This window comes from Vibrio sp. 10N.222.46.A1, assembly GCF_041473595.1.
In the GTDB taxonomy this organism is placed as follows: domain Bacteria; phylum Pseudomonadota; class Gammaproteobacteria; order Enterobacterales; family Vibrionaceae; genus Vibrio; species Vibrio tasmaniensis_A.
The window spans coordinates 1-2,674 of sequence record NZ_JBFRSN010000381.1 but is presented as its reverse complement, the minus strand read 5'-3'; the positions used below and the strand labels follow the sequence as shown (position 1 = coordinate 2,674).

2 protein-coding genes are annotated in these 2,674 nt (G+C 45.0%); both read left to right on the top strand.

Annotation, left to right across the window (positions count from 1 at the left end):
* Nucleotides 1-274: EAL domain-containing protein (locus AB4496_RS12095; protein ID WP_372131044.1), on the top strand; the 274-nt coding region annotated here is incomplete at its 5' end.
* Between the two features lie 191 nt (nucleotides 275-465).
* Nucleotides 466-2,674: FIST N-terminal domain-containing protein (locus tag AB4496_RS12090; protein WP_372131042.1), on the top strand; the 2,209-nt coding region annotated here is incomplete at its 3' end.

Here is a 2,674-nt window from a genome sequence, read left to right as displayed (position 1 = left end):
TGTTGATGACTTTGGTTCTGGTTATTCCAATATTGATGAGATCATTAAACTTGAGCCGCAGATCATAAAGCTCGACGGTAGCTTGATTCGCAATATCGACAAAGACCCAAAGCAAAGGAATATCGCCTCTCAATTAGTACGCTTGTGTCAGGTGTTTAACGCCAAAACAGTTGCCGAATTTGTCCATAACCAACAGGTTTGTGAAATTGCAGAGCAAATGGGTGTCGATTATCTGCAAGGTTATTACTTTGGTGAGCCTAAGCGACTGTTTTAGTTATTAAAGCCCTCAGACCTTAACGTCACTTGCTTTTAAAGTGCTTCACTGGCACTGATGATGGCTCTTTAGTAGAATGAATGATGTCTAACTAGCGTCACATTATTTATCAGACGATTGTAAGTATTCCGTGCAAGCTTTATCTATAATAAGCACAATAACAAATCATTAACGTAACGATTAATGTGAATATGCAATCGACCTCTTTCCAGATACAAGACATTAAGTACACCCAGCGTGAATTGCAAAAGATAGATTTTCATCCACATGACAATCTACTGATTCAGGTGTTTTCTTCTTTCGAGAAAGATTCGGTGTTGGCTGCCTGCCAAGTAATCCAGTCGACTTTCCCCAACGCCAAATTGATTGGTTGTAGTGCTAATCACTACATCAGCCAAGGTGTAATCCTGCATAAAGGTCTCTATGTTATTGTTACTCGCTTTGAAGCGACGTCTTACACTTGTGGGGTTGTCGAATATAGCGAGCAGCCTCGACGGGATAGCCAAGCGATGTGGCAGCAGCTTGAATGTAATGCTGATACTCAAAGCATTATCTGTTTCGCCGATCGCTTGCAGATAAATAACCAAGATCTATTTTCAGCGTTTGAGCAGTCGATATATTCATTACCTGTTTGTGGCGGTGCATCGACCATTACAGAGCATGGACGATGGGTGATGCTCGATGGTATTTGCTATGAAAATGCCTATGTCATGTTAGCACTGCACAGTGTTGAACTCTCAATTACTAAGGGGTATTACTGCGAATGGAACCCCATTGGTCGTACCTTCCGAGTGACTGATGCTCAAGATAATCGGCTAGCTGAATTGGACGGTATACCTGTCCGAGAAGTCTATAATCGTTACCTCGCTGACGGTCTCGAAATCCCTTTTGAGCAACTGTATAACTTCCCCTTGATGGTCGGTGAACCCAAAGACCAGAACACTCACTTACCGCTCAAGGTGACAGAGGGCGGAGAGATCGAATTCAGTGGGTCGTTTCAGGTTGGTGATGAGGTGCGGTTTTGTTATGACCATCCTTCATTGACCCTAGAGCAAATCCGATTGGGCGTTCAACAGATTGCTTCCCATAAGCCAGAACAGTTTTTTATCTACAACTGTACCTCTCGCATTGATTTCATTGATGGCAACCAAGAGGTTGAGGTTTTCCAAGCATTAGCGGACACCTATGGCGTTTACTGCATGGGAGAGCTCTATCAAGATAATGGCCAGCAACGAATTTTGCATCATAGCCTCACTTATCTTGCGCTTAGGGAAGGTGAGGGCAAGGCGGTATTGCCATTAGAGACACAACCCGCGACCAATATTTCCCCTCTGTTTTCATTGATACGAAATGCTCTGCTTGATGTCGATGACATGAACAACAGCATGGCGAGTAAGATTCAACAGCAAGCGACCGCATTGACCGCGAGCTACCGAATTGATCGCCGTACAGGCTTACCTAACCGAAGCGTATTGCGTGAAAAGCTGTCAAAAATGAGTACCGATAGTCATTTGTTGGCTTTGAAAGTCACGACATTTGGCCAAATCAATGAGAAGTATGGCTATCGAGTCGGTGACAAGCTTCTGCATGATTTAAGCGAGTATTTTCAAAAGGCGCTGTGGCAGTTCTTTGATGAGGGGTGTCAGCTCTATAGCATTGGTATCGGTGAGTGGGCGGTGGTGTTTGATAGCTGGGTGGGGCAAGAACATATTCATCAGCGTTTTTCTGAATTTGCAGACCAAACGGAACATGTGAATTTTGAACCAACGGGGTTGCCTGATATTGATTACCTGTCGGTATCCATCTGTGCGGGTATAGCCAGCCGTCGAGATTTTCCTACGACCTCGATTGATGATTTGTTGTTGAAGGCGATTGATGCTAGGCGCAGCGCCGTGAGTCAGAACAAGCATCTAGTGAGCGCCAAGACGCTCATTCAATTGGAGAAGCATCGCCAAGAGCAGCTTGGCTGGCTGTCGTGTGTCAGTCGCGCGGTGCTTAATCAGAATATTGTGGCGTGTTCCCAACCTATTGTCTCGGCACACAGCCATCAGGTAGAAAGCTATGAGTGCTTGGTCCGAATTGAAGAGGACGGTCAGTTGATTGCACCGGGTAAGTTCTTGCCAATCATAGAAGGAACGCATCTCTATACGCGCCTGAGTCGCCAGATGATAACGCGTACCTTTGATTTTATGAGTCAGCGAACCGATTCGTTCTCAATTAACTTGGCGCCACAAGATTTTAGCAATGAGAAAACCATTCTTCACCTTGAGCAAGCCATCAAGAAAATCAGTCACCCACAGCGTATTGGCTTAGAGGTGTTAGAAACGGAACAAATTCAGGATTACGGTCGCTTGATCGAGGTGTGTAATCACTTCCGCGACCTTGGTGTGAATATTATTG